This is a genomic window from Spirillospora sp. NPDC048819, from assembly GCF_040650055.1.
GTDB lineage: Bacteria > Actinomycetota > Actinomycetes > Streptosporangiales > Streptosporangiaceae > Spirillospora.
In genome coordinates this window covers 72,375-95,985 of the sequence record NZ_JBEZGN010000041.1, presented here as the reverse complement: position 1 = coordinate 95,985, position 23,611 = coordinate 72,375, and the positions used below count along the sequence as shown (strand labels likewise).

The following is a 23,611-nucleotide window of genomic DNA, read 5'->3' as shown; positions in this document are numbered from 1 at the left end:
TCGCCGCCGCCGCGGCCGGGCGGCTGCGCGCCCCCGGCCCCGCGCGGCCCGTCCTGCAGGTCCTCCTCTACCCGGCGCTGGACCTGCGCCGCGACCCCCCGCACCCGCCCGACCCCGACGGGCTGGCATTCCCGCCCTCGGGCGTCGACCGCGCCCTGCGCGCCTACCTGCGCGGCACCGACCCGGCCCGCCCGGACGTGTCGCCCCTGCTGGACCCCGACCCCCGCGGCCTGCCCCCCGCGATCATCGCGACCGCCGAGCACGACCGGCTGCGCCCCCAGGCCGAACACCACGCCGCGCGGCTCGGCGACGCCGGCGTCCCGGTGACCCTCATCCCCGGGACCGGCCTGGACCACGGATTCCTCGGCTGGGGCGCGTTCGCGCGCCGCCCCGCCGAAGCCGTCGCCGAACTCGGCGCCGCCGTCCACCGCGCCCTCCACGGACCACCCCGGTTTCCGGACGGCACACAACTATCGTGACGCAGTCCTTAAAGATGCTTGCCTGAACCGTTTAATCGCCTTGACGTGGGCAATCACTAAGGCACAACCCGGTAGCCGAAACCCGCCCACGGTCGAGGAGGCCACATCGTGTACAGGACACACGAGATGCGGATGACCCAAGCCGCACAGTCCGGGCACGAGGAATGGGCCTGCCCCACCTGCGGCCGCCGCATCCTGCTGCGCTGGCCGCCCCGCTACGACAAGCAGATCATCGAACCCGGCGACGAGAAGGCCTGCCACGTCGGCAGCGCCACCGCCGACACGCCACCCGACGCCGACACGCCACTCGAACCTGGCACCCCGGCCACCCGCACCGCAACGGACATCAGCCAAGCGGACCCCGACGCGGCGAGCACGGAACCGGCGCCCACCCAATGCCGCAGCGGACACCGGTGGCTACGCGAAACCGGCATGGAAACCCACACCACGCCCGCCACCCCACCCTGAAACACCCGGCAGCACCCGGTCACCCGGCAGCCCGGTCAAGGGCGCGCCAGCTCCGCACGCAGCAGATCCAGGCCCATCGGCCCCAGATCAAGCGCCCTGCGGTGAAACTCCTTCAAATCGAACCCCGCACCCGCGCGCCGCCGCGCCGCCTCCCGCGCCTCCAGCCAGATCCGCTCACCCACCTTGTAGGCGATCGCCTGCCCCGGCCGCCCCAGATACCGGTCGATCTCGAACACCGCCGGCGCACCCGACTCCGGACCCATATGGGCCCGCAAGAACTCCAGCCCCAGCTCCGGCGTCCACCGCTCCCCCTCATGAAACCCCGCCCCCCGCGGGATCTCCAGCTCCAGATGCATCCCGATGTCCAAGATCACCCGCGCCGCACGGAACTGCTGCCCGCCCGCCAGCATCCCCAGCCGATGCGCCGGATCCCCGTAATGCCCCAGCTCGTCCATCAGCCGTTCCGCGTACAGGCCCCACCCCTCACAGTGCCCCGGATGCAACTCCCCCGCCACCCGCTGGAAGCGGTTCAAACCCGGATTCAGCGTCGTGACGCCCAACTGCAGATGATGACCCGGCGCACCCTCATGGAACATCGTCGCCGGAACCGTCCACGTCACCACCTCCGCAGACGGATCACGCACCGTCCACCACACCGTCCCCGGACGCGACAGATCCTCCGCCGGCGCCAGATAGTAGACACCCGACTCCACCGGCGGCACCCGGCACTCGATCCTCCGCAACGGCCCCGGAACGTCGAAATGCACCCCGTCCAGATCCTCGATCGCCCGATCGGCCAGCCCCTGAATCCACGCCAGGAACGCCTCCGCCCCCGCGATCCGATAAGCCGGATCGGCGTCCAGCGCCGCCAGCACCACCGGCAGCGGCTCACCCGGCAGAATCCGCTCCGCCGCGTCCGCCATCTCCGACTCGATCCGCGCCAGCTCCTCCCACCCCCACGCGTACGTCTCCTCCAGATCCAGGTCCGTCCCGAGGAAATCCCGCACCCCCAGCCGGTACCGGTCGGCCCCCAGCGCATCCCGCACCGGCGCCCGCCCCGCCAGCTCACCCGTCAGAAACGACGCGAACTCCTCCAGCGCCGCCGACGCCGCCGCCACCGCCGCATCCAGCCGCCCCCGCAGCGGCCCGTCCCCGTACCGCGCCGCCAGCCCCGCCAGATACGCCGGAACATCCCGGCACTCACCCGCATTGCGGACGACCTGCCGCCGCGCCGCCGACCGCCCCGCCCGGCACGCCTCCACCAGCGTCACCCGCAACCCGCCCAGCGCACCCGGCACCGCCCCGACCCGCCCGCAGACCGCCTCCCAATCGGTCTCCGCCCCCTGATCCAGCAACTCCACCGCCGTCCGGATCCGCTGCACCGGCCCGTCGATGGTGTCCAGCACACCGTCGCGCACACCCGCCTCGCCCAGCGCCACGTCCACCCGCAGACGCTCCCGCAGCACCGCCGCCGCCACCCGCCCGCCGCCGCCGGCCGGTACCCGGTCCAGCTCCACCAGCGACCGCCGCGCCAGATCCGCCCGCGCCGACACCCCGTCCGGGCCGTAATCGGTCAACCGCCCGTCCTGCCCCGAGATCCCCATCATCGCCGCCAGGCACGGGTCCAGCGCGGCGAACTCGTCCACATACCGGTCGGCGAACTCATCCAGTGCCGTCATCGCCCCAGGCTACGACCGGCCACCCCAGAAGTGATCATGAGAAAGTGCCAAATCCGCGCACGCACCCTCAGCGCGCCTCCTCAGCGCACCTCCGCCGCCAGCCGCACCCCCCAGCGCCCCCGCAACCGCCCATCCGCGCAATCACCTACCAACAGGCGACCACCACCGGACGGCTACAGCGGCCCGCCGTCACCCGGCCCCGTCCCCGTACCCGACGGCGTCGGCGTCGGCGCCGGGGGAGACGACGGAGACGGCGAAGGCGACGTCGGCGTCCGCGACGGCGAAGGCCGCTCGAACGTCGGCGTCGGCTCCGGCGGCGGAGGCGGCGGCTCCTCCACCTCCGGCTGACACGCGAACAACACCCCCATCAACAACGCCAGCACCAGCAACGCCGCCGCCAACGCCACCGTCGCCGCCACCAGATTCCGCTCCGGCGCACGCTCCCCCACCGGCACCGGACCCGCACCCGGCGGCGGCCCCGGACGCTCCAACGCCGGCTCCCCCGACCCCAGCCAATACGGCTGGAACTGCGGCCCACGCCGACGCCCGCCCCACCACGACCGGCCCGACCCCTGGAACACCACCGGCTCCAGAAACCGCTCCGCCCCCGCACGATCCGCCTCGTACAACGTCGCCACCCACGGCGCCGGCCCATCCGGCTGCGCCGCCACCACCGGCGCCGCATCACCCGGACCCGCACCCGGCCCGGCCGCACCCCCCGGCCCCCAGCCCCGCCCACGCCCCGGCACCGCCGCATTGATCGCCGCACGGAACCGGTCCCGCGCCGCCGCATCCCCCGCGGCACCCCGGTTCAGCACCGCCACACTCGCGCGCCGCCCCTCACCGTCCACCCCCAGGAACACGATCCCGGCAGCGGACTCCGACAAACGCGCAGACAAGCGGAACGGCCCCAGCTGAGCAGGATCACCCGGGGGCAACGGCCTCGACATGGCCGCAACACTAACAACCACGCCCTACCATCGGCTCGAACAACGACCCGCCGCACCCGGCACCCCCGGCCCCCGAACCGATCACCGGCAACGCGCACGTATCCCCGGCGAACGGGTACAAGTGATCGCGTAGGGTCGTAAAGGCGCCCAGCCCGGCACCCAGGCACAGTGAGGGAAACCCACAATGACCATCGCCGCCACCGACGTCGACGAGGCCGCGGCCCTCCTGCAGAACACCCTCGCCGAGGTCAAGAAGGTCATCGTCGGCCAAGACCACATGGTCGAACGCATGATCGTCGCCCTCCTCGCCCGCGGCCACTGCCTCATCGAAGGCGTCCCCGGCGTCGCCAAGACCCTCGCCGTCGGCACCCTCGCCAAAGTCGTCGGCGGCACCTTCGCCCGCCTGCAGTTCACCCCCGACCTCGTCCCCTCCGACATCGTCGGCACCCGCATCTACCACCCCTCCACCGAACAGTTCGACGTCGAACTCGGCCCCGTCTTCGTCAACTTCGTCCTCGCCGACGAGATCAACCGCGCCCCCGCCAAAGTCCAGTCCGCTCTCCTGGAGGTCATGGCCGAACACCAGGTCTCCCTCGGCGGCAACACCTACCCCCTCCCCAGCCCCTTCATCGTCCTGGCCACCCAGAACCCCATCGAATCCGAAGGCGTCTACCCCCTCCCCGAAGCCCAGCGCGACCGCTTCCTCATGAAGATCGACGTCCACCACCCCGCCGCCCACGAAGAACTCCAGATCCTCCAGCGGATGAGCGTCGACCCACCCGAAGCCGCCCAGATCCTCGACACCACGGGCCTCGCCGGACTCCAGCGCGCCGCCGAACAAGTCGCCGTCCACGAACTCATCGCCGACTACATCGTCCGCCTCGTCATGGCCACCCGCGAACCCGAGCAGTACCGCCTGCCCGACCTGCGCGGCGTCATCGACATCGGCGCCAGCCCCCGCGCCACCCTCGGCATCGCCTCCGCCGCCCGCGCCCTCGCCCTGCTGTCCGGACGCGACTACGTCCTGCCCGACGACGTCCGCGCCGTCGCCCGCGACGTCATGTCCCACCGCCTCGTCCTCACCTTCGACGCCCTCGCCGACGGCGTCGACACCGCCGACGTCATCGCCCAGATCGTCACCGCCGTCCCCCCGCCCCGCGTCGTGTGGAACCACGCAGCAGCGGCGGTGACCACCGCATGACCGGCGACCGGCCTCCGCCCCCCACCGGCCGCCCATCGAGCTCGCCGCGGCGCCGGCGCAGCGGCAAACTCGCCCACCTCGCCCCCGAACGCACCCTGCGCCGCCTCCAGCTCCAGGTCACCCGCCGCCTCGACGGCCTCCTCAACGGCGAACACCTCGGCCTGCTCCCCGGCCCCGGCACCGAACTCGCCGAAGCCCGCCTCTACCAGCCCGGCGAAGACGACGTCCGCCACATGGACTGGGCCGTCACCGCCCGCACCACCACGCCCCACGTCCGGGACCTCATCGCCGACCACGAACTCGAAGCCTGGGCCCTGGTCGACCTCACCCCCAGCATGGACTTCGGCACCGGCACCATGATCAAACGCGACCTCGCCGTCGCCGCCCTCGCCGCCGTCGGCTTCCTCACCGTCCGCCTCGGCGACCGCGCCGGCGCCTACCTCCTGCACTCCGACGGCATGCGCCGCTGGCCCGCCCGCACCGGAAAAGCCGCCATGTACGCCCTCCTCCAAGCCGCCCTGGACTCCCAATCCGTCCACGACGGCACCCCACGCAACGCCGACGCCGGCACCGCCCGCACCACCGCCGCCACACCCCACGACCTCGCCGCCGCCATCACCTCCCTCGACCGCGGCCAGACCCGCCGCGGCCTCCGCGTCGTCATCTCCGACTTCCTCGCCCCCGACGGCGGCGACCCCACCCCCGGCCTCGACCCCGCCGACCCCACCGGCCCGGCCGCCGCCCACGGCCGCCCCGACTGGGAACGCCCCCTGCGCCGCCTCGCCGCCCGCCACCAGGTCCTCGCCATCGAGATCATCGACCCCCGCGAACTCGACCTCCCCGACGTCGGCCTCGTCGAGATGACCGACCCCGAGACCGGAACCGCCCACGAGATCGTCCTGAACCGCCGCGTCCGCGAACGGTACGCCGCCGCGGCCGCCGCGCAACGCGACCGCAACCGCGACGCACTGCGCCGCAGCGGCGCCCACCACCTCGTCCTGCGCACCGACCGCGACTGGATCAGCGACATCGCCCGCTTCGCCCTCCGCCAGCGCCGCGCCGCAGGCCGATCCGTCGAGCGGAGCTCGGGGGCTGGAGGACGGTCCGTCAGTACCGCGGGAGCGCGACCATGACCTTCCTGTCACCCGAACGCCTGTGGCTGCTGGGCCTCCTGCCGCTCCTCGCCGCCGCCTACACGCTCCTGCAGCTCCGCCGCCGCACCTACGCGGTCCGCTTCACCAACCTCGCGCTGCTGTCCCAGGTCGCCCCCAAACGACCCGGCTGGCGCCGGCACGTCGCCGCCGTCCTGTTCCTCGTCATGATCGCCCTCATGCTGGTCGGGTTCGCGCGCCCCGCCGACTCCGTCAAAGTCCCCCGCGACCGCGCCACCATCATGGTCGCCGTCGACGTCTCCCTGTCCATGATGGCCAGGGACGTCCCGCCCAGCCGCTTCGAGGCCGCCAAGGCCGCCGCCAAGACCTTCATCGGCGAACTCCCGGCACGCTTCAACGTCGGCGTCGTCGCCTTCGCCGGCAGCGCCAACCTCGTCGCCGCGCCGTCCGCCGACCGCAACGCCGCCGTCGCCTCCATCGACCAGCTCGTCCTCGCCAAGCGCACCGCCATCGGCGAGGCCGTCTTCACCTCCCTGCAGGCCGTCCGGTCCTTCGACGCCGAAGCCCGCCAGGACCCGCCGCCCTCCCACATCGTCCTGCTGTCCGACGGGGACAACACCACCGGACGCACCGTCCAGGAGGCCATCGACGCCAGCCGCGTCGCCCAGATCCCCGTCTCCACCATCGCCTTCGGGACCCCCTACGGCACCGTCGACATCGAGGGCGAGACCACCAGCGTCTCGGTCAACAAGGAGACCCTGCGCGCCCTCGCCGACAGCACCGAAGGCAAGGCCTACGAGGCCGCCGACGCCGACCAGCTCCGCGACGTCTACACCAACATCGGCAGTTCCCTCGGCTTCAAGACCGAGCACCGCGACGTCGCCGCCCGCTACACCGGCATCGCCCTGCTGTTCGCGCTCGGCGCCGCGGGCGCCTCGCTGGCCTGGTTCTCCCGCCTGCCCTGACGGCGGTCCCCGGCGCCGGTACCCGCCGGACGCTGATACGGTCGGCCGACGTGGGGGAACACTACTTCGCCGAACGGCCCGGCGCCGCCGAACGCCGCCGTTCCGTCGACCTCGTCCTGCCCGACCTGCACCTGCGGCTCGACACCGACAGCGGCATGTTCTCCCCCGACCGCGTCGACCCCGGCACCCGCGTCCTCCTCGAAACCGCACCCGCCCCTCCGCAGGCCGGCGACCTCCTCGACCTCGGCTGCGGATACGGCCCGATCGCCCTCACCCTGGCGAAGCGCTCGCCGCAGGCGAGGGTCTGGGGAGTGGATGTCAATCAGCGAGCCTTGGCGCTTGCTGAGAGCAATGCCCAAGCCGCGGGCCTTGACAATGTAAGGTTCTGTCCGGGGGACGAGATCGACCCCGGCCTCCGCTTCGCCGCGATCTGGTCCAACCCCCCGATCCGCATCGGCAAGGCCGCCCTGCACGACCTCCTCCTGGCCTGGCTCCCCCGCCTCTCCCCCGCCGGCGACGCCCACCTCGTCGTCCAGAAGCACCTCGGCTCCGATTCCCTCCAGCGGTGGCTCAACGGCCAGGGCTTCCCCACCGAACGGATCGCCTCCCGGTCCGCCTACCGCGTCCTGCGCGTCGCACCCCGCACGGAAGGCCCCACCCCATGACCACCCCCGGCCCCGCGCAGGAGCGCAGGCAGCTGCGCCCCACCGACGTCAAACGCCTCAACCGCGACTGGCGGCGCCGCACCGGCGCCCGCCTCGGCCTCCTGGTCGAATCGGTCACCCAGCCGTTCAACGTCGGGTCCATCGTCCGCAGTGCCGCCGTGTTCGGCGTCGAACACCTCTGGCTCGCCGGCAACACCACACCCCCCACCCACCGCAACGTCGCCAAAACCGCCCTCGGCACCGACCGCCTCGTCCCCTGGGAACACGCCGGCGGTCCCGCCGAGGCCGCCGCCGCCGTCCGCAAGGAGGGCCTGCGCCTCATCGCCGTCGAACTCACCACCGACGCCGTCCCTCTGCACGAGGCGCCCCTCGACGGCGACGTCTGCCTCGCCGTCGGCGGCGAGGACCACGGCTGCTCCCCCGCCCTCCTCGCCGCAGCCGACGCCGTCACCTACATCCCCCAGATCGGACGCGTCGGCTCCCTCAACGTCGCCGTCGCCACCGCCATCGCCCTCGCCGAGGCCCGCCGCCGCGAATGGAGCGCCTGACCCGGCTACATGGCGCACCCCCCTCGAAATGGGTGTCAGACCGGATGGACGAACGCTCCCCGGCCGTCCATGGTGAAGGTTGGCCAGCCCGTAACCCTGGCGACGAGGGGAGCCCGAGGAACATGACGGTGAACAGCGCGGTCAACGGCGCCCCCGGCGGATACCCGCCGGACGGCGCGCAGGCCCGCCGGGCCCGGGAGCTGCTCCGGCAGGAGCGCCAGACCCGGATCGCGCAGCTCGCCGTCCTGGAGCACGAGGAGGACGGCACGAGCGAGGGCTTCCTCGCCCGCCGCGAAAGCCTGCAGGGCACGCTGGAGGAGATCGACGCCGCCCTCGGCCGCCTCGACGCCGGCACCTACGGCATGTGCGAAGACTGCGGCGAACCCGTCCCCGCGGGCCGCCTGGAGATCCTCCCCTACGCGCGCCGCTGCGTGCAGTGCCAGCAACGACGGCGTTGATGCCCACCCTGACGCCGCCCGGCCCGCACGCGGCCCTCGACCTCGGCAGCAGCCGCATCCGGGCGACGCTGCCCGCCCGCGACGTGCTCGTCGACCGCCCCTCGGCGGTCGGCGGCCCCGCCCCCGCCGGCCGCGCGACCCGCGCCTCCCGGGCCCGCCCCATCGAGCACGGCATGGTGACCGACGCCGGCGCCTGCACCCGGCTGACCCGCCTCACCCTCCTGGAAGCCGACCCCGAACGCGAACTCCGCGAGGTCCTGCTCGCCGTGCCGGCCGCCGCCAGCGGCGCCCAGGCCGACCGCGCGGCCGCCGCCGTCCGCGCCGCCGCCGGCCGCCCCGTCCGCACCATGGAGGCGCCGCTCGCCGCCGCGATCGGCGCCGGCATCGACCCCGCCGACCCCCGGCCCCGCCTGATCCTCGACATCGGCGCGGGCATCGTCGAGGCCGCCGTCATCATGCGGGGCCGCGTCCACGCCGCCAGGTCCATCCAGTACCTGCCCGAACACCGGGCCGGCCACAGCCTGCCCCGCCTCCCCGAGCACGTGCGGGGACAGATCGCGACCGGGATCCGGCACATGCTCACCGACCTGCCGGTCCCGCTGCGCCGCACCGCCCGCGGCGGCGGGCTCCTGCTGACCGGCGGCGGCGCCCGCCTGCCCTCCCTGCCGGGCCGGCTCACCGCCGAGATGGGCATCACCATCGCCATCGCCCGCGACCCCGCACGCGCCACCATCCGCGGCCTCGCCCGCACCTGCCGGTCCCCCGAGACCTGGCGCCTCACCCGCACCTGACCGCACGCCCGGCGCCCCCGAGGCGCTACCATCGGCCCGTGCAGTTCCTCATATACGCGTAGGACGCCCCACGCCGCCGCGAACGCGACGGCGGCACCCGGCGTCCCCGCAAACCGTCCCGAACCGGGGCCTTTCTGAGGAACACCCCTCCCATGACTGCGTCGTACGCGGCCGTCCTGCGCACCCCGCACGCTCTCCGCACCTTCAGCCTGGTCCTGCTGGGACGCCTGTCCTACGGGACGGTCTTCCTGTCCCTGACCCTGGCGTTCACCTCCTCCACGGGCTCCTACGCCAAGGCCGGCGGGCTTATGGCCCTGCTCGGCCTCACCGTCTCCGTCCTGACGCCCCTGCGCGCCGCCCTCATCGACCGGCACGGCCCGCGCCGCGCCCTGCCCCCGATGGCCGCGGGCTACACCGTCGCCCTCGCCGCCCTGGCCGCCCTCACCTGGCGGCCCGGGACCCCCGTCCCGCTCCTGGCGGCCCTGACCATCGCCGCCGGCGTCACCGCTCCCCCGCTCGGCGTGGTCATGCGGACGCTGTGGAGCGGCCTCCTCAAGGACGGACCGCTCCTGCGGCGCGCCTACAGCCTCGACACCGTCGCCGAGGAACTCGTGTTCGTCGCCGGACCGCTCCTGGCGGGGCTGCTGGCCGTGATCGCCTCACCGTCCCTCGGAATCGCCCTCAGCGCCGCCCTGGTCGCCGCCGGCACCCTCGGCCTGATCACCTCCCCCGCGGCGCGCCCACGGCCGCGCGGGCGCCACCGGGGCCCGCGCATGCCCGCGATCCCGGCCGCCCCCGCCATCGCCGCCGCGGCCACCGGCGTCGTCCTGGGCTCGACCGCCCTGCTGGCCGTGGCGTTCAGCCACCGCCACCACCAGCCCGCCGCGGCCGCCTGGGTGGAGGCCGCCCTCGCGGTCGGAAGCACCCTCGGCGGCCTCGTCTACGGCGCGGCCGCCCGGACCCCGCCCGGACGCGGCCGCCTCGCCGCGCTCCTGTTTCCGCTCGGCATCGCCCTGGCCGCCGCGGGCCTCGCGCCGACCCTCACGGTCCTGGCCCTGCTGACGTGCGCCGCCGGGCTCTTCGTCGGCCCCACCCTCACCGCCGCCTACCTGCTCGCCGACGCGTCCGCGCCGCCCGGCGCGCGCACCCGGACGGCGGCCTGGGTGAACACCGCCCTGAACCTCGGCGCGGCCGGCGGCACGGCGGCGACCGGCATGCTCCTGGACGTGCTGCCGCTGCCGGCCTGCTACGCCCTCGCCGCCGCACCGGCCGTCCTCGGCGCCCTCTACCTGCTCGGTTTGCGGAAACGGCAACACGGTTCGCCGAACGAGGCGGTGACGACGCATCATCGGACCATGGACCACACCACCGGCGAAGAATTCTGGGACGCCCGCTACGCCGAACACGACCACCTGTGGAGCGGGGAGCCCAACACCGTCCTCGTGGAGGAGATCACCGGGCTGGAGCCCGGCACCGCCCTGGACCTCGGATGCGGCGAAGGCGCCGACGCCATCTGGCTCGCGAGGCGGGGCTGGCGCGTCACCGCCGCCGACATCTCCCGCGTCGCGCTCGAACGCGCCGCGCGCCACGCCGAGGCGGCCGGCGTCGCCGACCGCGTCGACTGGCGCCGCCACGACCTCGGCGCGTCGTTCCCCGAGGGCGCCTACGACCTGGTCTCCGCCCAGTTCCTGCACTCCCCCGAGGAGGGCATGCCGCGCGAGGAGATCCTGCGCGCCGCCGCCGCGGCCGTCGCACCCGGCGGGACGCTGCTCATCGTCGGGCACGCCGGCCCCCCACCCTGGGACCCCGACGCCCACCCCGGCCTGCACCTGCCCACCGCCGACGAGGTCCTGAAGTCCATGGGCCTCCCGGACGGCGAATGGGAGGTCCTGCGCAGCGGCGAGCACGAACGCGTCCAGACCGCCCCCGACGGACGCGTCATGACGCGCACCGACAACGCCCTCAAGCTCCGGCGCCGCGCGGGCTGACCACCCCCGGCCGGTCCGGGCGGTCAGTTCGGGCGGGCGGTCCGCTCCATCAGGGCGGTGAACTCCTCCAGGGAGATCTTCCCGTCCCGGTTCGCGTCGGCGGCCACGACCACCTCCACCGCGCGCGTGCCGGTGACCTCCTCACCGAGCGCGGCCATGAGGTTCTTCAGCTCGTCCGTCGAGATGTACCCGTCACCGTCGGCGTCCACGAGCTCGAACGTCGCCCGGTAGTCGTTCACGTCCGCCATGCGCGTGCTCCCTCGCTGATCGACTGCCGTGGCGACGCTAGCACCGGACGTTCCGGCCCCGCGCCTTTACGTAGTAAGGTCCAGTCGGGGCGACCGGTCCGCCATAATCGGACGCGTGCGCCGCACGTACGAATTCCTCGATCACCCCGGGCCGATCCCCTTCGCCCACCGGGGCGGCGCGGACGGCCGCCCCGAGAACTCCCTGGCCGCGTTCCAGCGCGCCGTCGACCTCGGCTACCGCTACCTGGAGACCGATGCCCACGCCACCGCGGACGGCGTCGTCGTCGCCTTCCACGACCGCACCCTGGACCGCGTGACCGACCGCACGGGCACCATCGCGCGCCTGCCCTACGCCGAGGTCGCCAAGGCCCGCATCGGCGGCACCGAGCCCATCCCCCGCCTGGAGGAGATCCTCGGCTCGTTCCCCGAGGCCCGCGTCAACATCGACCTGAAGGACGCCCCGGTCATCGGCCCCCTCGCCGCGACGCTGCACCGCGCGAACGCCTGGCACCGGGTGTGCATCACGTCCTTCTCCACCCGCCGGCTGGCGCAGATGCGCGCCCGCCTCCCCCTGTTCACCGACCGCGACGTGTGCACCGCCCTCGATCCGCGCGGCGTGATGGCACTGCGCGCCAAGTCCTACGGCGGCCCCGCCGCCAAGCTCATCCGCCTCGCCGCCACCGGCGTCGCGTGCGCACAGGTCCCCTACGGCCTCGGGCCCGTCCCGTTCGTCACCGAGTCGTTCATCGCCCGCGCCCACGAACTGGGCCTGCAGGTCCACGCCTGGACGGTCAACGACCCCGCCGCCATGGAGCATCTCCTGGACCTCGGCATCGACGGCATCATGACCGACGAGATCGTCGAACTGCGCCGCATCATGATGTCCCGCAACCTCTGGCCGGACGCCGCCACCACCGGCTGACGCGCCGCGTCCGGCCGCCGCGCCGCGTTCCGCGACCGGGAGCCCCGAAGCCGCCCGGTCAGGGGCCGAACCCCGGCGGGCGCGGCGGACCTCCCGGACGGTACTCCGCCGCGATCCGCAGCGGGCCGTGCTGAGGCCGTTCCTCCTGCGGGGCCACCGGGCCGAACTGGGTGAGGTCGAGCCGCCCGGCGCGCAGGCTCTCCAGCAGCTCGAGGTCTTCCGCCGACACGAGGGCGGCCATGATCTTCCCGCGGCGGGTCAGCGCCACGCGCTCCCCCGTGTAGGCGACCCGGTTCACCAGATCGGCGAACTCCTTGCGTGCCTCCGTTACCGGCTTTTCCACGCTGTTCATCGTATAGCGAACTTTCCTGGTCCCTCCTGGCGCGCGGATGTACGCTCCGCATACGTACCTAGCGTACGCTATGTACAGATGATCAAAGGAGGACCCATGTTCGACGCCCCGGAGAACGACCTGCCCCGGCGGGCGGAGACGTATGTCGGAAGGTCCCGGGCCAAGGTCGCGGAGCTGCCCCAGCTGGCGGAGGCGCAGCTGTACGAGCGGCTGCTGGCGCGGCGGATCGTGTTCCTCGGCACCGAGATCGACGACCAGGTCGCCAACCGGGTCAACGCACAGCTGCTGCTGCTCGCGGCGCAGGACGCGCGGCGCGACATCACGATCTACATCAACTCCCCCGGCGGCGTCGTCGACGCCGGGATGGCGATCTACGACATGATGCGGTTCGTCCCGAACGACATCTCCACGGTCGCGATGGGCATGGCCGCCTCCATGGGCCAGACGCTGCTGTGCGCCGGCACCGCGGGCAAGCGCTACGCACTGCGGCACTCGCGGGTGATGATGCACCAGCCGCACGGCGGGATCGGCGGCACCGCGTCCGACATCAAGATCCAGGCGGAGCAGTCGCTGTACCTCAAGCGGACCCTGGCGGAGCTGACGGCGTTCCACACCGGCCGGACGCTGGAGCAGATCGAGGCCGACGGGGACCGCGACGCATGGTTCACGGCGGAGGAGGCGCGCGACTATGGTTTCGTCGACCACGTCATCGACAGCACCGACCGGGTGGGCACATGACGCGCGCGGAAAGGCGCTACCTCGTCCCCGAGTTCGAGGAACAGACGAACTTCGGGCGCAAGGACACCAACCCCTACAACAAGCTGTTCGAGGACCGCATCGTGTTCCTCGGCGCCCCGGTGGACGACACCAGTGCCAATGACGTCACGGCGCAGCTGCTGGCGCTGGAGGGCATGGACGCCGACCGCCCCATCGCCCTGTACATCAACTCGCCGGGCGGGTCGCTGACGGCGATGCTGGCGATCTGCGACACGATGCGCTACGTCGCGCCGCCGATCGAGACGACCTGCGTGGGGCAGGCGGGGGCGGCGGCGGCGGTCCTGCTGGCGGCGGGCTCGCCGGGCCGGCGGGCGGCGCTGACCGGCGCGCGGATCCTGCTGCACGAGCCGGCGATCGAGGTGTCGCGGGGCTACACCACCGACCTGGACATCCAGGCCCGCGAGGTGCTGCGGCTACGGGCGCAGACCGAGGCGATCCTGGCGGAGGCGACCGGGCGCGAACCCGACACCGTGCGCCGGGACCTGGACCGCGCGCGCTTCTTCAGCGCCGCCGAGGCCAAGGACTACGGGCTCATCGACGAGGTGCTCACATCCCGTAACTAGCGTCTGAGCGGGACGTTCCTCACCGGCGGCCCGGTGCGGCCGAAACAGCAGGGTTGGATCACCCTGGGTGCGGGAATCTTGTCATGGTGTTCAGCGTTGGTCAGGGCAAGACCGCAAGCCGTCTGGGAGGCACGTGACGATGGCCGAGCGCGCACTTCGCGGCACCCGACTCGGAGCGACGAGCTACGAGAACGATCGCAACACCGATCTCGCCCCTCGGCAAGAGGTGGACTACACCTGCACCAAGGGCCACCGGTTCACCGTGACGCTCGCAGCCGAGGCCGAGGTGCCGATGACCTGGGAATGCCGCAACTGCGGCGCCACGGCCCTGCGGGTCGACGGGGAACTGCCCCAAACCAAGAAGGGCAAGCCGCCGAGGACCCACTGGGACATGCTCATGGAACGCAGAACGGTCGAGGACCTGGAGGAGGTCCTGGCGGAGCGACTGGAGATCCTGCGGGCTGGGCGCAGGAAGTCGGCGTGAGCATCTGATTTCTTCGAGTGGGACGGGCCCGTACCGGATGCCGGTGCGGGCCCGTCCCATGTCCGGGCGCCCGGAACCCCGGCGCGGGACTCAGCGGCCCGTCCGGGGCAGGACCAGGCCGCTCTCGTAGGCGGCGACGACGGCCTGGACGCGGTCGCGGAGCCCCAGCTTGCGCAGGACGCGGCTGACGTGGGTCTTGACCGTCTCCTCCCCCACGACGAGGCGGGCGGCGATCTCGCCGTTGGTGAGGCCCTCGGCGACCAGGCGCAGCACGTCGGTCTCCCGGGGCGTCAGGGCGTCCAGGACGTGCCGCGTCCCGGACGGGGGGCGGGGCCGCAGCCGGGCGAACTCGCCGATGAGGCGGCGGGTGACGGCCGGCGCGAGCAGCGCCTCGCCGCCGGCGACGACCCGGACGGCGTCGAACAGCCGCTCGGCGGTGACGTCCTTGAGCAGGAACCCGCTGGCGCCGGCGACGAGCGCGTCGTAGACGTGCTCGTCGAGGTCGAACGTGGTCAGGATCAGGACGCGCGGGGCGCCGGGTTCGGCGGTGATGCGGCGGGTGGCCTCGATGCCGTCCATGACGGGCATCCGCACGTCCATCAGCACGACGTCGGGCCGGTGCTCGCGGCAGACGCGGATGGCGGCGGCGCCGTCCGCGGCGGTGGCGACGACGTCCAGGTCGGGCTGGGTGCCCAGCAGGGCGCCGAACCCGGCCCGGGCTACCTCCTGATCGTCGGCCACGGCCACCCGCACCGCCCCGGCGCCCTCCTCGGACGGGACGTTCTCATCGGACATGACGTCTCCCCCGGCCGTCCGCGTTTCCGGTCATGGCGTCTCCCCCGGCCACGGCGGCTCCGCCGCCGGGAGCGTCGCCTCCACCAGGAACCCGCCGGCCGGGCCGGGGCCTGCGCGCAGGTCCCCGCCGACGGCGGCGGCGCGTTCGCGCATGCCGAGGACGCCGTGACCGGCGGGGGCGATCCCGGGCGCCGGTCCGGGCCCGTTGTCGCGGACGCTGACGCGCAGCGCCTCCGGCGTGTATTCGACCTCCACGTCGACGGCGGCTCCGGGGGCGTGCCTGCGGGCGTTGGTCAGGGCCTCCTGGACGATCCGGTACGCGGCGAGCTCCAGCCCCGGGTCGAGGGCGGCGACGCCGCCGCGCAGGATCAGCCGGACGCCGGCGGCGCCGGAGTCGCGGGTCTCGTCGACGAGGTCGAGGAGCTGCCGCAGGCCGGGCTGGGGCAGGCGGGTGGGCTCGGCGCCGGCGTCCTCGCGCAGCACGCCGAGCAGCCGCCGCATCTCGGTGAGGGCGGTCCGGGCGGTGTCGCCGATGGCCAGCAGCCGCTTGGCGCCCTCGTCGGGCATGCCGGGGACGGCGAGGCGGGCCGTCTCCGCCTGAACGGAGATCATCGAGATGTGGTGGGCGACGACGTCGTGGAGTTCGCGGGCGATGCGGGCGCGTTCGCCGCGCGCGGTGTGCTCCAGGAGCGTCTCCTCGAACGCGCGGCGGGAGGCGTCCAGCGCGGCGGCCTCGGCGCGGCGCCGCACGATCACGCGGCGGACGAGCGCGGCCCAGGCGGTGACCAGCGCCGCCAGGGCGGCGACGGCGACGCCGCCGTGCAGGACGCACGCGGCGGCGGCCGCGGCGGTGACCGCGACCGCGGCGGCGGTGATCCGGTCGCGGGCCAGGACGAGCGGCAGCGTCGCGGCCACGTCCACCAGGATCGCCGGCGCCAGCACGGCCCCGGATCCGTGCGTGCGGTACACGGCCTCGGCGGCCCCGGCCGCGGCCAGGCACGCGCCCACCACCGGCCACCGCCCCGGCCGGCGCCCGGCCCCTTCAGCGCTCCGCCCCACGGAGACCATTGTGGCGGTGACGGCGGCGCGGCGGCGTCCCTCCCCAGGGGGACGCCCGGTCCCCCGCCGCCGCCCGCGGTGAACGGCTCCACGGCGTGACGCCCCGGCCCCGCCGCGGTCCGTAGCCTCCCGGTCATGGAAGCAACCATCGAAGTGCGGGGCCTGCGCAAGCGGTACGGGCCGACGCTCGCCGTGGACGACCTTTCGTTCACGGTCGGCCCGGGGCGGGTCACCGGGTTCGTCGGCCCGAACGGCGCCGGCAAGTCCACCACCATGCGGATGATCATGGGGCTGGACCGGCCCGACGCGGGGACGGCGCTCGTCGGCGGGCGACCGTACCGGACGCTGCGCACGCCGCTGTGCCGGCTCGGGGCGATGCTGGACGCGTCGGCGGTGCACCCGGCGCGGCGCGCCCGCGACCACCTGCGGTGGCTCGCGCACGCCAACGGCCTGCCGGGCCGCCGCGTCGACGAGGTCATCGAGCTGGCGGGGCTGGCGAGCGCGGCGCGGCGGCGGGCCGGCGGGTTCTCGCTCGGCATGCGGCAGCGGCTCGGGATCGCGGCGGCGCTGCTCGGCGACCCGCCGGTGCTGATGTTCGACGAGCCGGTGAACGGCCTGGACCCCGAAGGCATCACCTGGATCCGGGGGCTGCTGCGGTCGCTGGCCGCCGAGGGCCGCGCGGTGCTGGTGTCCAGCCATCTGATGAGCGAGCTGGAGGGCGGCGCCGACCATCTGGTGGTGATCGGGCGGGGCCGCGTGATCGCCGACACCGGCGTCGCGGAACTGCTGGCCGCCGCGTCCGGCGGGCGGGTCGAGCTGCGCACCGCCGAGCGGCAGGAGGCCATGACGGTGCTGGCGCGGGCGGGTGCCACCGTCACGGCGACCGGCCGGGACACCGTGACCGTCGCGGGCCCGCCCGCCGAGCAGATCATCGAACTGCTCACCGATGCCGGAGTGGCGTTCACCGGCATCTCCGAGCACCGCGCCACTCTGGAGGAGGCCTACATGGAGCTGACCAGGGACGCAGTGGAGTTCCAGGCCGCGGCCGGGCGGGAGGCCCAGTGACCGCGCCGGTGTCGTACCGCAGCACGGTCGGGGCGCAGGCCCGCGACGGGTTCGGGCGGCTGCTGCTGGCCGAGTGGACCAAGCTCCGCACCGTCCCGCGGTGGGTGCTGACGCTCATGACGGCGGTCGCGCTGACGGTGCTCGTCGCTCTGCTGACGGCCGCGGGGAGCGTGTCGACGGGCACCGGTGAGGGGACCGTCTCTCCGGCCCGTGCGGAGATCTTCGACATGGGGCACTTCACCTACCGGCCGCTGGCCGGGGACGGCACGGTCGTCGCCCGTGTCACGTCCCAGAACGGCGGGGGCGAGTGGGCGAAGGCGGGGCTGATGATCCGGGGCAGCGCCGAGCGCGGTACCCCGTACGCGGCGCTGATGGTGACGCCCGGGCACGGTGTCAGGCTGCAGACCGGCTACCGCGGCGACGGCGCCGGCGGCGGGACGGGGAGCGTGCCGCGCTGGCTCCGTCTGACCCGCTCGGGCACGACCGTGACGGGCTACGAGTCCGCGGACGGACGCGACTGGCGCCGCGTCGGGTCGGTGCGGCTGGAGGGGCTGCCGCGGTCCGCGCAGGCGGGCATGTTCGTCGCCGTCCGGGACGCGATCGAGGTGGAGCGGCGGTTCGGCAGCGAGTCCGTCACCGCGGAGCCGGCCGACACCACGGCGACGTTCGACCACGTGTCGGTGTCCCCGTCGCAGCCGGGCACGGCCTGGCGCGACCGGGGCGCACCGGGCGGTCCCGCCGCCCCGGTGTCCACCGGCCGCACACTGTCCGGCGGGACGTTCACGCTGTCGGGGTTCGGCGACATCGGGCACAACGCGTTCGCCCACGACGCCACCAAGACCATGCTCACCGGCGTCCTCATCGGCCAGACCGCCATCGTCGCGCTGGCGGTGCTGTTCGTGACGGCCGAGTACCGGCGCGGGATGCTGCGCACGACGTTCGCCGCGAGCCCGCGGCGCGGCCGTGTGCTGGCCGCCAAGGCGACCGTGGCGGGGCTGGTGTCGCTGGCGGCGGGGCTGGTCGCGGCGTTCGGCTCGGTACTGCTGGCCGGGCCGCTGATGCGCTCGAACGGGATGGCGCCGCCGCCGCTGGGGGACGCGGCGGTGCTGCGGGCCGTCCTCGGGACGGCGGCGCTGCTCGGCGTGATCGCTGTGTTCAGCCTGGCGGTCGCCGTGATCGTGCGCCGCAGCGCACCGGCGATCACCGTGGTGCTGCTGCTGTTGCTCGTCCCGCAGATCGTGGCGACCGGGCTGCCGCTGTCGGCGGCGCGGTGGCTGGAGCGGCTGACGCCGGCGGCCGGGTTCGCGATCCAGCAGACGGTGACGCGGTTCGACCGGGCGATCGGCCCGTGGGCCGGGTTCGGTGTGCTGTGCGCCTACACGGCGGTGGCGCTGGCCGCCGCGCTGTGGCTGGTCAGGCGGCGGGACGCGTGACGGTGGCGGCCCGCGCGGTGCGCGCGGAGTGGACGAAGCTGCGGACTCTGCCCAGCACGATGTGGCTGCTGCCGGCCCTGGCGGGGATCACGCTGGCCGTCGGCGCGGCGGTGACCGGCGCGGTCGACACCTCCCACTGCCCGACGCCCGCCGGCTGCCGGGAGGACCTGCCCAAGCTGTCGCTGTCGGGCGTCCAGGTCGGGCAGGTCGCCGCGATCGTGCTGGGCGTGCTGGCCGTCGGCGGCGAGTACGCCACCGGGACGATCACAGCGACGCTGGCGGCCGTCCCGCGCCGCGGCACGGTCCTGGCCGCCAAGGCCGCCGTCGTCGCCGGAACCGTCGCCGCCGCGGGGACGGCCGGGGTGCTGGCGTCGCTGGCGGCGGGCCGGGGCATTGCGCCCGGCAACGGGTTCACCGCCGCGAGCGGCTACCCGCCGCTGTCGCTGACGGACGGGCCCACGGCCCGCGCCGCGGCCGGGACCGTCCTTTACCTGGTGCTGGTGGCGCTGCTGGCGCTCGGGGTGGGCACGGCGGTGCGGGAGCAGGCGGCGGCCGTCACGGCCGTCCTGGCGCTGCTGTGGATCGTCCCGATCATCACGCGGCTCATCGGGGACGCGCGGTGGCAGGAGCGCCTGGAAAGGCTGGCGCCGATGTCGGCGGGCCTGGCCGTGCAGTCGACCCGCGACCTGGACCTGCTGCCGATCGGGCCGTGGGCGGGGATGGGCGTCCTGGCCGGGTACGCGGCGGCGGCGCTGCTGGCGGGCGGTGCCCTGTTCGCCCGCCGGGACGCCTGAGAGACCGGGCGGGACGCCCGGAAGGGCCGGGTGGGACGCCTGCGGGCGGGGTTCGGCGTCAGGTCTTGGAGGTCGTGTCGTCGTCGTGGACGACCTCGCCGCGGACCACGGGCCCGGGCGGGGTCTCCACCCGCTCGGGGCCCGGCCGCGCGCCGAAGGGATCGAATCCGGCGCCGCCGACGCCGGGCGGCGGGAACCTCACGCCGCGCGCCTCGGCCGCCCGCATCCGCCGCGCCGCGAACGCCGACATCGCCCGTTTGAGCAGCGGCCGGGTGAACGGCAGCACGAGCACGGCGCCGAGCACGTCGGTGATGAGGCCGGGCAGCATGATCAGCACCCCGCCGGCCATGACCAGCACCGCGTCGCCGAGTTCCCGGTCCTGCAGGACGCCGCTGCGGACGGTGTCGTACAGCGCGCCCCACGCGCGGAGGCCCTCCCGCCGGATGATCCACGCGCCGAGGACGACCTCGGCGGCCAGCAGCCCGACCAGCGGCCAGGCGCCGATCACCTCGCCGACCTGGATCAGGACGTAGATCTCCAGGACCGGCACCAGCACGAACGCCAGGACGATCAGCAGCGGCAGCATGGCTCCATCTTCGGGGTCGTCGAAAGCCTCATCCCGTACAACGCGACACCGCGCCCGTTCGTTACCCACCGGACCCGCGAATCCCCGGACCCGGCGGTCCGGCCGGGCCGCAACTCGGCCGGGCCCGGTTCGGCCGGAGCCCCGATTCGGCCGGGCCGCGGTTCAGCCAGGGCGCGGTTCAGCCGGGGCCCGGTTCGGCCGGCCCGGCGATTCGGCCGGAGCCCCGATTCGGCCGGGCCGCGGTTCAGCCGACCCGGCGGTTCGGCCAGACCACGGTTCGGCCGGACCACGGTTCAGCCAGGGCGCGGTTCAGCCGGGGCCCGGTTCGGCCGGCCCGGCGATTCGGCCGGGGCCGCGGTTCAGCCGGGGCGCGGGGTTCGGTGGGGTCCGGGGTTCAGCGGGGTGGGCGGAGCCTGCCGGCGCGGTCGGATACGCCCCACTGGGTGATGCGCAGCGCCGCCTCGGCCATGACGTCCCGGTTCATCTTGCTGGTGCCGTGGACGCGTTCGACGAACGTGATGGGGACCTCCACGACGCGCAGCCCCTGCCGCAGCGCCCGCAGCGCCAGGTCGATCTGGAAGCAGTAGCCGCGCGAGTCGACGTCATCGAGCCCGATCTTCTCCAGCGTCGCGGCGCGGAACGCGCGGTAGCCGCCGGTGGCGTCGTGCAGCGGGATGCCGAGCATCAGCCGCGCATAGGTGTTGGCGCCGCGCGACAGCGCCTCGCGCCGCTTGGGCCAGTTGCGCACCTCGCCGCCCGGGACCCAGCGGGCCCCGATGACCAGGTCGGCGTCCGCCAGGGCCGCCAGCAGGCGCGGCAGCTCCTCGGGCTGGTGGGAGCCGTCGGCGTCCATCTCGACCATGACGTCGTAGCCGCGCTCGGCGGCCCACCGGAACCCGGCGATGTAGGCCGGGCCGAGACCGTCCTTGCCCTCGCGGTGCAGGACGCTGATCTGCTCGTCCTTGTCGGCCATGGCGTCGGCGACCTCGCCGGTGCCGTCGGGGCTCGCGTCGTCGACCACCAGGACGTCCGCCGCCGGCACCGCCTCGCGTACCCGGCCGGCGATGCCCTCGATGTTGTCCCGCTCGTTGTAGGTCGGGATGATCACGAGCACCCGGCCGAGGTCGGCTGGGATCTCCATCGGTGTCAGTTCCCCTCGTTCTCGCGCGCCGCCGTCCATGCCGCCGCGAAGATCGCGCCGAGCCCGAGCGCCGCGAGCGCCCACTCGGGCGCGGCGCCCAGCCGGTCCGACAGGGTGGTGGCCGTCCGCGCCGGGACGGTCTCGACCTGGATGTCGGGGACGAACTCGCGGGACTTGTCGATCATCCGCCCGTCCGGGGCGACGATCGCGCTGATCCCGCTGGTCGCGGCAACCAAGATCGTACGGCCATGTTCCACCGCGCGCAGCCGCGACATCGCGATCTGCTGCGGCGGCAGGCTCGTCCTGCCGTAGGTGGCGTTGTTGGTCTGCACGACCAGGAGGTTCCCGCGCGCCACGTCGCGGACCTCCTTGTCGTAGGCGACCTCGAAGCAGATGACGTCGCCGATCGTGACCGGGCCGAGCTGCATCACGCCGGAACGGGTGCCCTTGGCGAAGTCGCGCGGGATCCGCTCGAACCGCGTGATCAGCTTGGTGAGGACGTCGCGGAACGGGAGGTACTCCCCGAACGGGACGGGGTGCCGCTTGACGTAGTAGTCGCCCGGCCCGGTCTGCGGGTCCCACACGATGCCGCGGTTCTCGACCTTCTCGCCGTCGGGCGTGTCGGTGAGGGCGCCGACCAGGACGGGGACGCCGACGTCCTTCACCGCGGCGTCGATGGCGGTGTAGGCCTCCGGCTCGGTGTAGGGGTCCAGGTCGCTGGCGTTCTCCGGCCACACCACCAGCTCCGGCTGCGGGACCTTCCCGGCGCGGACCCGCGCGGCCAGCTCGTGGGTGGCCTCGACGTGGTTGTTCAGGACGGCCTTGCGCTGGCCGAGGAAGTCCAGGCCGAGGCGCGGAACGTTGCCCTGGACGACGGCGACGGTCACGGGCCGCCCGGCCGTGGGCGTGGGGATCAGCATCCCGCCCCCGACGACGGCGGCGATCACGGCGAGGGAGGCGGCGACGGGGACCAGGGGACGCCATCCCGCCCGCGTCCCGGGCGCCTGCTCGCCGTCCACGCCGGTCTCGGCGGTCTCGGGGGTCTCGTCCCCCTCGGCGTCGTCCCGGGTGGGGTCGGCGTCGACCCGGTCGGCGTCCGCGGCGGACTCGCCGTCCGGGCGGGCGGTCATGGCGGTGCGGGCGCGGTGGGCGGCGACGGCCGCGTAGGCGAGCAGCCCGCCGATCAGGGCGGTCAGGAACGTGACCAGGGGCGCGCCGCCCAGCGAGGCGTAGGGGGTCAGCGGCGTGGCGGTCTGGCTGAAGGCGAGCCGCGCCCACGGGAATCCGCCGAACGGGACGTGGCCGCGGATCAGCTCTTCGCCGATCCACAGCGCCGCCGTCCACACCGGCCAGCCGGGCAGCCGGGTGACCATGGCGATCCCGGCGCCGAGCGGCAGGAAGTACAGGCCCTGGACGAGGGCGAGCACGATCCACGCGTCCGGGCCGATCTGGACGATGCCCTCCAGGACGGGAATGAAGAACGCGGCGCCGCCGACGAAGCCGAGCCAGGCGCCGGTGCGAGCGGTCAGGCCGCGCAGCGCGAGGGTGAGCAGCGCGACGCCGGCGGGGGCCAGGGGCGTCAGGTCCGCGGGCGGGAAGGCGAGCCACATGACCAGCCCGGCGGCGACGGCCAGCAGCGTGCGCGGCCAGCCCGCGCGGCCGCCGCGGCGCACGCCGTCGCTCAGGCGGGCGGCCCAGCCCGGGCGTATCGCGCCGCCCGGTTCACCGCCCGTGCCCGTGCCGGTGACCGTGCTCTTGGCCGGTGACCGATCCGGGAGGGTCTCCTGGGCCACGTCCCACCTCGTTCCCTCGTTCCCTTCCGGGAACGCTACCGGGCTCGGGCCGTCACGGCGACCACGGCCCTCTGCCGGTCACGGCCCGCGGCGGGTCGCGAGGCGGCGCACACGCAAGAGGCGGCAGGCGGAGGTTGCACACGGAGGCGGCACCCGCGGAATGTGAGGGCGCACACGGATGGGGGCGCGCACACGGAAGAGGGCCCGCGACACCCGTCGGGCCGGAGTCGTCCCACAGGCGGTGAGAACGAGCGTCCGTTTTCTACTGGATGTCCGGGCCCTTCCCGGGTCCAAC

The 23,611-nt window shown here is 74.3% G+C and carries 26 protein-coding genes; 17 read left to right on the top strand and 9 right to left on the bottom strand.

Annotated features, from left to right (window positions below):
* Both AB0C35_RS38415 and AB0C35_RS38410 read left to right on the top strand, forming a co-directional pair.
* On the top strand, positions 1–479 hold a 479-nt coding region (locus AB0C35_RS38415; protein ID WP_358467094.1), incomplete at its 5' end, for an alpha/beta hydrolase fold domain-containing protein.
* 108 nt (positions 480–587) lie between these two features.
* A complete protein-coding gene (locus AB0C35_RS38410; RefSeq protein ID WP_358467092.1) occupies positions 588–947 on the top strand; it encodes a hypothetical protein in 360 nt (119 codons plus the stop codon).
* Between the two features lie 35 nt (positions 948–982).
* Here the strand turns inward: AB0C35_RS38410 and AB0C35_RS38405 are convergent, their stop codons facing one another.
* Together AB0C35_RS38405 and AB0C35_RS38400 are read right to left on the bottom strand one after the other, a co-directional pair.
* Positions 983–2,626 carry a DUF885 domain-containing protein gene (locus tag AB0C35_RS38405; RefSeq protein ID WP_358467090.1) on the bottom strand — a complete coding sequence of 548 codons (1,644 nt, stop codon included), beginning with the start codon at positions 2,624–2,626 and terminating at the stop codon, positions 983–985.
* Between the two features lie 189 nt (positions 2,627–2,815).
* Positions 2,816–2,977, bottom strand: a complete 162-nt coding sequence (locus tag AB0C35_RS38400) for a hypothetical protein (RefSeq protein WP_358467088.1) — start codon at positions 2,975–2,977, stop codon at positions 2,816–2,818.
* Between the two features lie 783 nt (positions 2,978–3,760).
* Here AB0C35_RS38400 and AB0C35_RS38395 point away from each other — a divergent pair.
* From AB0C35_RS38395 to AB0C35_RS38360, 8 genes are all read left to right on the top strand, one after another.
* The gene (locus AB0C35_RS38395; RefSeq protein ID WP_358467086.1) at positions 3,761–4,777 is read left to right on the top strand and encodes an AAA family ATPase; all 1,017 of its coding nucleotides are present in this window, start codon (positions 3,761–3,763) and stop codon (positions 4,775–4,777) included.
* Entirely contained in the window at positions 4,774–5,910 is a 1,137-nt protein-coding gene (locus AB0C35_RS38390; protein ID WP_358467084.1) for a DUF58 domain-containing protein, read from the top strand. The genes AB0C35_RS38395 and AB0C35_RS38390 overlap by 4 nt, the downstream gene beginning before the upstream one ends.
* Positions 5,907–6,854, top strand: coding sequence for a VWA domain-containing protein (locus AB0C35_RS38385; protein ID WP_358467082.1), 948 nt, complete (start codon positions 5,907–5,909; stop codon positions 6,852–6,854). The genes AB0C35_RS38390 and AB0C35_RS38385 overlap by 4 nt, the downstream gene beginning before the upstream one ends.
* 50 nt (positions 6,855–6,904) lie before the next feature.
* Positions 6,905–7,519 carry a methyltransferase gene (locus tag AB0C35_RS38380; protein WP_358467080.1) on the top strand — a complete coding sequence of 205 codons (615 nt, stop codon included), beginning with the start codon at positions 6,905–6,907 and terminating at the stop codon, positions 7,517–7,519.
* Complete coding sequence (locus AB0C35_RS38375; RefSeq protein WP_358467078.1) at positions 7,516–8,067, top strand: TrmH family RNA methyltransferase; 552 nt, start codon at positions 7,516–7,518, stop codon at positions 8,065–8,067. The genes AB0C35_RS38380 and AB0C35_RS38375 overlap by 4 nt, the downstream gene beginning before the upstream one ends.
* Positions 8,068–8,189: 122 nt before the next feature.
* Positions 8,190–8,525, top strand: coding sequence for a TraR/DksA C4-type zinc finger protein (locus AB0C35_RS38370; RefSeq protein WP_358467076.1), 336 nt, complete (start codon positions 8,190–8,192; stop codon positions 8,523–8,525).
* Positions 8,525–9,316 (top strand): rod shape-determining protein, encoded by a 792-nt coding sequence (locus AB0C35_RS38365; protein WP_358467074.1) that lies wholly within the window; start codon positions 8,525–8,527, stop codon positions 9,314–9,316. The genes AB0C35_RS38370 and AB0C35_RS38365 overlap by 1 nt, the downstream gene beginning before the upstream one ends.
* 152 nt (positions 9,317–9,468) lie before the next feature.
* Complete coding sequence (locus tag AB0C35_RS38360) at positions 9,469–11,304, top strand: MFS transporter (RefSeq protein WP_358467072.1); 1,836 nt, start codon at positions 9,469–9,471, stop codon at positions 11,302–11,304.
* Between the two features lie 23 nt (positions 11,305–11,327).
* Here the strand turns inward: AB0C35_RS38360 and AB0C35_RS38355 are convergent, their stop codons facing one another.
* Complete coding sequence (locus tag AB0C35_RS38355) at positions 11,328–11,552, bottom strand: EF-hand domain-containing protein (protein WP_358467070.1); 225 nt, start codon at positions 11,550–11,552, stop codon at positions 11,328–11,330.
* Between the two features lie 115 nt (positions 11,553–11,667).
* On the opposite strand from AB0C35_RS38355, the gene AB0C35_RS38350 reads away from it, so the two are divergent.
* Complete coding sequence (locus AB0C35_RS38350; protein WP_358467068.1) at positions 11,668–12,474, top strand: glycerophosphodiester phosphodiesterase; 807 nt, start codon at positions 11,668–11,670, stop codon at positions 12,472–12,474.
* Between the two features lie 58 nt (positions 12,475–12,532).
* Here AB0C35_RS38350 and AB0C35_RS38345 read toward each other — a convergent pair whose 3' ends face one another.
* On the bottom strand, positions 12,533–12,826 hold the full coding sequence (locus AB0C35_RS38345) for a type II toxin-antitoxin system Phd/YefM family antitoxin (protein ID WP_358467066.1): 294 nt from the start codon (positions 12,824–12,826) through the stop codon (positions 12,533–12,535).
* 96 nt (positions 12,827–12,922) lie between these two features.
* Between AB0C35_RS38345 and AB0C35_RS38340 the strand changes: the two genes are divergently transcribed.
* The 3 genes from AB0C35_RS38340 (at position 12,923) to AB0C35_RS38330 (ending at position 14,650) form a co-directional block, all read left to right on the top strand.
* Complete coding sequence (locus AB0C35_RS38340) at positions 12,923–13,564, top strand: ATP-dependent Clp protease proteolytic subunit (protein ID WP_358467064.1); 642 nt, start codon at positions 12,923–12,925, stop codon at positions 13,562–13,564.
* Positions 13,561–14,166 carry an ATP-dependent Clp protease proteolytic subunit gene (locus AB0C35_RS38335; protein WP_358467062.1) on the top strand — a complete coding sequence of 202 codons (606 nt, stop codon included), beginning with the start codon at positions 13,561–13,563 and terminating at the stop codon, positions 14,164–14,166. Before AB0C35_RS38340 ends, AB0C35_RS38335 begins: the two co-directional genes overlap by 4 nt.
* A 139-nt stretch (positions 14,167–14,305) precedes the next feature.
* Positions 14,306–14,650, top strand: coding sequence for an RNA polymerase-binding protein RbpA (locus tag AB0C35_RS38330; RefSeq protein WP_067638127.1), 345 nt, complete (start codon positions 14,306–14,308; stop codon positions 14,648–14,650).
* A gap of 90 nt (positions 14,651–14,740) precedes the next feature.
* Here the strand turns inward: AB0C35_RS38330 and AB0C35_RS38325 are convergent, their stop codons facing one another.
* Together AB0C35_RS38325 and AB0C35_RS38320 are read right to left on the bottom strand one after the other, a co-directional pair.
* Positions 14,741–15,445, bottom strand: a complete 705-nt coding sequence (locus AB0C35_RS38325) for a response regulator transcription factor (protein ID WP_358467060.1) — start codon at positions 15,443–15,445, stop codon at positions 14,741–14,743.
* 30 nt (positions 15,446–15,475) lie between these two features.
* Positions 15,476–16,504 (bottom strand): sensor histidine kinase, encoded by a 1,029-nt coding sequence (locus tag AB0C35_RS38320; protein WP_358467058.1) that lies wholly within the window; start codon positions 16,502–16,504, stop codon positions 15,476–15,478.
* 135 nt (positions 16,505–16,639) lie between these two features.
* On the opposite strand from AB0C35_RS38320, the gene AB0C35_RS38315 reads away from it, so the two are divergent.
* From AB0C35_RS38315 to AB0C35_RS38305, 3 genes are read left to right on the top strand one after another with little or no spacing between them, the layout of a single operon-like run.
* Entirely contained in the window at positions 16,640–17,569 is a 930-nt protein-coding gene (locus AB0C35_RS38315) for an ATP-binding cassette domain-containing protein (RefSeq protein WP_358467056.1), read from the top strand.
* Entirely contained in the window at positions 17,566–19,002 is a 1,437-nt protein-coding gene (locus AB0C35_RS38310; protein WP_358467054.1) for an ABC transporter permease subunit, read from the top strand. Before AB0C35_RS38315 ends, AB0C35_RS38310 begins: the two co-directional genes overlap by 4 nt.
* Positions 18,999–19,796, top strand: a complete 798-nt coding sequence (locus tag AB0C35_RS38305) for an ABC transporter permease subunit (RefSeq protein WP_358467052.1) — start codon at positions 18,999–19,001, stop codon at positions 19,794–19,796. Before AB0C35_RS38310 ends, AB0C35_RS38305 begins: the two co-directional genes overlap by 4 nt.
* 58 nt (positions 19,797–19,854) lie before the next feature.
* Here the strand turns inward: AB0C35_RS38305 and AB0C35_RS38300 are convergent, their stop codons facing one another.
* From AB0C35_RS38300 to lnt, 3 genes are all read right to left on the bottom strand, one after another.
* Positions 19,855–20,382, bottom strand: coding sequence for an FxsA family protein (locus AB0C35_RS38300; RefSeq protein ID WP_358467050.1), 528 nt, complete (start codon positions 20,380–20,382; stop codon positions 19,855–19,857).
* A gap of 394 nt (positions 20,383–20,776) precedes the next feature.
* The gene (locus AB0C35_RS38295; protein ID WP_358467048.1) at positions 20,777–21,523 is read right to left on the bottom strand and encodes a polyprenol monophosphomannose synthase; all 747 of its coding nucleotides are present in this window, start codon (positions 21,521–21,523) and stop codon (positions 20,777–20,779) included.
* A gap of 5 nt (positions 21,524–21,528) precedes the next feature.
* The gene (gene lnt, locus AB0C35_RS38290; protein ID WP_358467046.1) at positions 21,529–23,316 is read right to left on the bottom strand and encodes an apolipoprotein N-acyltransferase; all 1,788 of its coding nucleotides are present in this window, start codon (positions 23,314–23,316) and stop codon (positions 21,529–21,531) included.
* Positions 23,317–23,611: the final 295 nt, after the last annotated feature.

Bases quoted from the DNA above. Each gene is read 5' to 3' on its own strand.
- AB0C35_RS38405 (WP_358467090.1), bottom strand. From the start codon at position 2,626: ATGACGGCACTGGATGAGTTCGCCGACCGGTATGTGGACGAGTTCGCC.
- AB0C35_RS38395 (WP_358467086.1), top strand. From the start codon at position 3,761: ATGACCATCGCCGCCACCGACGTCGACGAGGCCGCGGCCCTCCTGCAG.
- AB0C35_RS38390 (WP_358467084.1), top strand. From the start codon at position 4,774: ATGACCGGCGACCGGCCTCCGCCCCCCACCGGCCGCCCATCGAGCTCG.
- AB0C35_RS38385 (WP_358467082.1), top strand. From the start codon at position 5,907: ATGACCTTCCTGTCACCCGAACGCCTGTGGCTGCTGGGCCTCCTGCCG.
- AB0C35_RS38375 (WP_358467078.1), top strand. From the start codon at position 7,516: ATGACCACCCCCGGCCCCGCGCAGGAGCGCAGGCAGCTGCGCCCCACC.
- AB0C35_RS38370 (WP_358467076.1), top strand. From the start codon at position 8,190: ATGACGGTGAACAGCGCGGTCAACGGCGCCCCCGGCGGATACCCGCCG.
- AB0C35_RS38365 (WP_358467074.1), top strand. From the start codon at position 8,525: ATGCCCACCCTGACGCCGCCCGGCCCGCACGCGGCCCTCGACCTCGGC.
- AB0C35_RS38360 (WP_358467072.1), top strand. From the start codon at position 9,469: ATGACTGCGTCGTACGCGGCCGTCCTGCGCACCCCGCACGCTCTCCGC.
- AB0C35_RS38355 (WP_358467070.1), bottom strand. From the start codon at position 11,552: ATGGCGGACGTGAACGACTACCGGGCGACGTTCGAGCTCGTGGACGCC.
- AB0C35_RS38345 (WP_358467066.1), bottom strand. From the start codon at position 12,826: ATGAACAGCGTGGAAAAGCCGGTAACGGAGGCACGCAAGGAGTTCGCC.
- AB0C35_RS38340 (WP_358467064.1), top strand. From the start codon at position 12,923: ATGTTCGACGCCCCGGAGAACGACCTGCCCCGGCGGGCGGAGACGTAT.
- AB0C35_RS38335 (WP_358467062.1), top strand. From the start codon at position 13,561: ATGACGCGCGCGGAAAGGCGCTACCTCGTCCCCGAGTTCGAGGAACAG.
- AB0C35_RS38330 (WP_067638127.1), top strand. From the start codon at position 14,306: ATGGCCGAGCGCGCACTTCGCGGCACCCGACTCGGAGCGACGAGCTAC.
- AB0C35_RS38325 (WP_358467060.1), bottom strand. From the start codon at position 15,445: ATGTCCGATGAGAACGTCCCGTCCGAGGAGGGCGCCGGGGCGGTGCGG.
- AB0C35_RS38315 (WP_358467056.1), top strand. From the start codon at position 16,640: ATGGAAGCAACCATCGAAGTGCGGGGCCTGCGCAAGCGGTACGGGCCG.
- AB0C35_RS38300 (WP_358467050.1), bottom strand. From the start codon at position 20,382: ATGCTGCCGCTGCTGATCGTCCTGGCGTTCGTGCTGGTGCCGGTCCTG.
- AB0C35_RS38295 (WP_358467048.1), bottom strand. From the start codon at position 21,523: ATGGAGATCCCAGCCGACCTCGGCCGGGTGCTCGTGATCATCCCGACC.